At 56.2% G+C, this 5000-nt stretch carries 1 tRNA gene, 2 rRNA genes and 2 pseudogenes; all 5 read left to right on the forward strand.

From position 1 onward, the window contains the following. Window positions 1-147 precede the first annotated feature (147 nt). A 23S ribosomal RNA gene (locus FJ934_RS16005) occupies window positions 148-2959 on the forward strand. Window positions 2960-3234: 275 nt separating this feature from the next. After that, window positions 3235-3349 (forward strand): 5S ribosomal RNA (gene rrf, locus FJ934_RS16010). Between the two features lie 236 nt (window positions 3350-3585). Beyond that, window positions 3586-3662: transfer RNA gene (locus tag FJ934_RS16015), tRNA-Met, on the forward strand. Window positions 3663-4419: 757 nt separating this feature from the next. Further along, window positions 4420-4685, forward strand: a pseudogene (locus tag FJ934_RS16025) (type II toxin-antitoxin system ParD family antitoxin). A gap of 3 nt (window positions 4686-4688) precedes the next feature. After that, window positions 4689-4998 (forward strand): annotated as a pseudogene (locus FJ934_RS16030) (type II toxin-antitoxin system RelE/ParE family toxin). Window positions 4999-5000 lie beyond the last annotated feature (2 nt).

Raw genomic sequence — 5000 nt, forward strand, 5'->3', positions numbered from 1 at the left:
TGTGCCAATGACATCGAGCGACAATCCCGCACAGGATTGCGCTTATGCGACGATCTCTTCGAGATCGCGCTTGGGCTAATCCCGCAAGGGTTTGGCTGAAGCGACGATTTCTTCGAAATCGCGCGGGTGGGCATTGGCAATGAGAACGATCAAGTGTCTTAAGGGCAATTGGTGGATGCCTTGGCATGCACAGGCGATGAAGGACGTGATACGCTGCGATAAGCTACGGGGAGGTGCGAATACCCTTTGATCCGTAGATTTCCGAATGGGGAAACCCACCTAAGGTGCTTGGAAAATCAGAGCAGCCAGAAGGTCGCAAGGCCGACTTGCTGCTGTGGTTTCCAAGTATCGATAATAGGTAACTTATCCTGAATACATAGGGATAAAGTGGCGAACGCGGGGAACTGAAACATCTAAGTACCCGTAGGAAAGGACATCAACCGAGACTCCGGAAGTAGTGGCGAGCGAACCCGGACCAGGCCAGTGGCGATTGAGAGACAAGCGGAACCTTCTGGAAAGTAGGGCCATAGTGGGTGACAGCCCCGTACGCGTAATGCAATCAATCGTCCTCGAGTAAGGCGGGACACGTGAAATCCTGTCTGAAATTGGGGGGACCACCCTCCAAGCCTAAGTACTCGTGCATGACCGATAGCGAACTAGTACCGTGAGGGAAAGGTGAAAAGCACCCCGACAAGGGGAGTGAAAGAGTACCTGAAACCGATTGCCTACAAACAGTGGGAGCCCGCAAGGGTGACCACGTACCTTTTGTATAATGGGTCAGCGACTTAGTGTGACGAGCAAGCTTAAACCGGTAGGTGTAGGCGCAGCGAAAGCGAGTCTGAACAGGGCGTTCAGTTCGTCGCATTAGACCCGAAACCGAGTGATCTAGCCATGAGCAGGTTGAAGGTAAGGTAACACTTACTGGAGGACCGAACCCATAACTGTTGCAATAGTTCGGGATGACTTGTGGCTAGGGGTGAAAGGCCAATCAAACTCGGAAATAGCTGGTTCTCCGCGAAATCTATTTAGGTAGAGCGTCGACCGAATACCCCAGGGGGTAGAGCACTGGATGGGCTAGGGGTCCTCACCGGATTACCAAACCTAACCAAACTCCGAATACCTGGGAGTACTAGTCGGCAGACACACGGCGGGTGCTAACGTCCGTCGTGAAAAGGGAAACAACCCTGACCTACAGCTAAGGTCCCCAAGTTATGGCTAAGTGGGAAAGGATGTGAGGATCCCAAAACAACCAGGATGTTGGCTTAGAAGCAGCCATCATTTAAAGAAAGCGTAACAGCTCACTGGTCTAAATAAGGGTCTTTGCGCCGAAAATGTAACGGGGCTAAAGCCATACACCGAAGCTTAGGGTTCGTGAGCAATCACGAGCGGTAGCGGAGCGTTCTGTAAGCTGATGAAGCCATACCCGTGAGGGGTGGTGGAGGTATCAGAAGTGCGAATGCTGACATGAGTAACGTAAGGGGAGTGAGAGACTCCCCCGCCGAAAGACCAAGGGTTCCTGCTTAAAGTTAATCTGAGCAGGGTTAGCCGGCCCCTAAGACGAGGCGGAAACGCGTAGTCGATGGGAACCACGTTAATATTCGTGGGCCTGGAGGTAGTGACGGATCACACAAGTTGTCCAATCTTATCGGATTGAACGGGCAGCGGAGTGGTTCCAGGAAATAGCTCCTCCTTATAGACCGTACCCGAAACCGACACTGGTGGTCTGGTAGAGTATACCAAGGCGCTTGAGAGAACTATGCTGAAGGAACTCGGCAAATTGCACGCGTAACTTCGGAAGAAGCGTGACCCTTTTCTGCGCAAGCAGAGGAGGGTGGCACAGACCAGGGGGTAGCGACTGTTTATCAAAAACACAGGGCTCTGCGAAGCCGCAAGGCGACGTATAGGGTCTGACGCCTGCCCGGTGCTGGAAGGTTAAGAGGAGGGGTGCAAGCTCTGAATCGAAGCCCCAGTAAACGGCGGCCGTAACTATAACGGTCCTAAGGTAGCGAAATTCCTTGTCGGGTAAGTTCCGACCTGCACGAATGGCGTAACGACTTCCCCGCTGTCTCCAGCATAGACTCAGTGAAATTGAATTCCCCGTGAAGATGCGGGGTTCCTGCGGTTAGACGGAAAGACCCCGTGCACCTTTACTATAGCTTTACATTGGCATTCGTAGTGGCATGTGTAGGATAGGTGGTAGGCTTTGAAACCTGGGCGCCAGCTCAGGTGGAGCCACCCTTGAAATACCACCCTTATCACTATGGATGTCTAACCGCGGCCCGTTATCCGGGTCCGGGACAATGTATGGTGGGTAGTTTGACTGGGGCGGTCGCCTCCTAAAGAGTAACGGAGGCGCGCGATGGTGGGCTCAGAACGGTCGGAAATCGTTCGCTGAGTGCAATGGCATAAGCCTGCCTGACTGCGAGACTGACAAGTCGAGCAGAGACGAAAGTCGGTCATAGTGATCCGGTGGTCCCGCGTGGAAGGGCCATCGCTCAACGGATAAAAGGTACGCCGGGGATAACAGGCTGATGACCCCCAAGAGTCCATATCGACGGGGTTGTTTGGCACCTCGATGTCGACTCATCGCATCCTGGGGCTGGAGCAGGTCCCAAGGGTATGGCTGTTCGCCATTTAAAGCGGTACGTGAGTTGGGTTCAGAACGTCGTGAGACAGTTCGGTCCCTATCTGCCGTGGGTGTAGGAATATTGAAAGGATCTGTCCCTAGTACGAGAGGACCGGGATGGACGGATCTCTGGTGGACCTGTTGTGGCGCCAGCCGCATAGCAGGGTAGCTATATCCGGACGGGATAACCGCTGAAGGCATCTAAGCGGGAAACCCACCTTAAAACGAGTATTCCCTGAGAACCGTGGAAGACGACCACGTTGATAGGCCGGGTGTGGAAGAGCGGCAACGCTTGAAGCTTACCGGTACTAATAGTTCGATCGGCTTGATCGTTCTCATTCCTTATGCCCATCTGACATAGTCAGATGGTCTCACCAGCGCTCACGCATGAGCGGCCCCTCTGGGGCCTATGCTCCGCGAGGGCGCCGGAAAACCGGCGACGCGCAGTCGCGCTTGCGGGCTTTGCCCGAAGCAACCTGCAAAAGCATCGCCTTGGCACGGAAAGACAGGCAACGGCACAGCCGGATGGCGAGCAGGTATCTCCTACTCACTATTCCCTGCTGCCTAATCCCCTAACCCAGCTTCTCGAATAACGTGCGTTTTGCCGACCTGGTGGTTATGGCGGAGCGGCTGCACCCGATCCCATTCCGAACTCGGCCGTGAAACGCTCCAGCGCTGATGGTACTTCGTCTCAAGACGCGGGAGAGTAGGTCGCTGCCAGGTCTGCTAAACGCACGTTTGATCCGCACATCGTGCTTTCCAAAAATCAAAAATGATTTTTGGATCAATGTGTGGAAATCTTCTCTGAACATGGCCCGCCAACGGGAAACCTCGGGCCGCTAACGCGGCCCTTTCCATTGGCAAAAACCAAAAAAGGCAGTTGCAAAGCGCAATCGCCAGGCAAACGCAATCGCCCAGGCGATCGCAGACTACGCAAGCAAACGCTTGCTCAGCGTTGACGCGGGGTGGAGCAGCCCGGTAGCTCGTCAGGCTCATAACCTGAAGGTCACAGGTTCAAATCCTGTCCCCGCAACCAAATCAAAAACGGCCCGCCAGGCACCCCCAGGCGGGCCGTTTTGCTTTGCTATGCCGATGTGGCCCCCGCAACCGGATCAACGCTGGCAATCGAACCCCCAAAGCCAAATCAAACAGCCCGCATGGCATGGCACCAAGCCGGCGGCCGGTTTGATCTGGGAGCCGATGATGGTCACCAATGAGGGGAAAGGTATCCATCCGGTGAGAGCCGCCTTGTCGGCTGAGGGCGAACATCGGAAATCCTAGGGACAATCCTAGGAGTAGCCCTATGACAATGTCGCGGACGGAGGTGATCATCACATCTGTCGAGAGGCGGCGGCGCTGGTCGCGCGACGAGAAGAGGCGGCTGGTTGCGACGTCGTTGGAGGCCGGCGTGGCGGCGTCGGAAGTCGCGTGCTCCGCTGGTATTCATGTGAGCCAGCTCTTTCGGTGGCGCAAAGACCTGTGCGCTCGGTCGGAAGCGGGCACTTCGCAGTTAGTGCCGGTCGCGATGTGCCGGCTGCGGCAGCGCCGCCGGTGATGGAAACGCCGCCGAAACTAGGGCGCCGGCGTCGGAAGAGTGGCATCATCAAGATCGAATTCGGCGGTGGCCGTCATGTTCGGGTCGACGGCGACGTGGATGTCGACGCACTGCGACGTGGCCTGTCCCCGCGAGGCGATCGAATCAAAGGCAGAGCGCGGCAAGACCGGCCAATTCTGGCAATTGTTGACATCTATTGCTATCTTCCTGCGACCCACCTTCTCTCCATAAGGTTGCCATGCCCAATTACGCTCTGAACGACCATTACGAACGCTTCATCAGGAAGCAACTCGAATCAGGCCGCTACAACAATGCCAGTGAGGTTGTTCGCGCCGGCCTGCGCATGCTCGAGGATTTCGAGGCGGAGCGGGAAAAGTGGCTGCGCGAGGAGATCCCGGCGCGGCTGACCGAGCTCCAGCAGGATCCGGCGAAGGGTATTCCTGCCGAGACGGTTTTCTCCCGGCTGAGGCGCGTCATCGTGCGAAGCAGGCGAAAGCCAAGTAGGGGATGGAGTATTGGATTGTTTTCCACCCCAGCGCGGAAGCCGAGCTGGAACAGCTCCATGACGATAGCCGAGCGTGCGTCGCCCGCGATCGCCTGGAATTTCGTTGTGGGTATCCGCTATCACTGCCTGGGCCTATCGACTTTTCCACAGCGAGGCACCGAACGGCTCGAAACCATGCCTGGGCTGCGGATCATCGGCTACCGGCGCGCCGTCAGTATCGCTTTCGCCGTCGAGGGTGGGCGGGTGCTGATCCTGGGCATCTTCTATTCCGGCCGCAACATCACTCCGGAATTGCTTGAGGAACGGCTCTGATC

Origin of the sequence: Mesorhizobium sp. B2-4-12, from assembly GCF_006441575.1 — a bacterium.
Lineage (GTDB): Bacteria > Pseudomonadota > Alphaproteobacteria > Rhizobiales > Rhizobiaceae > Mesorhizobium.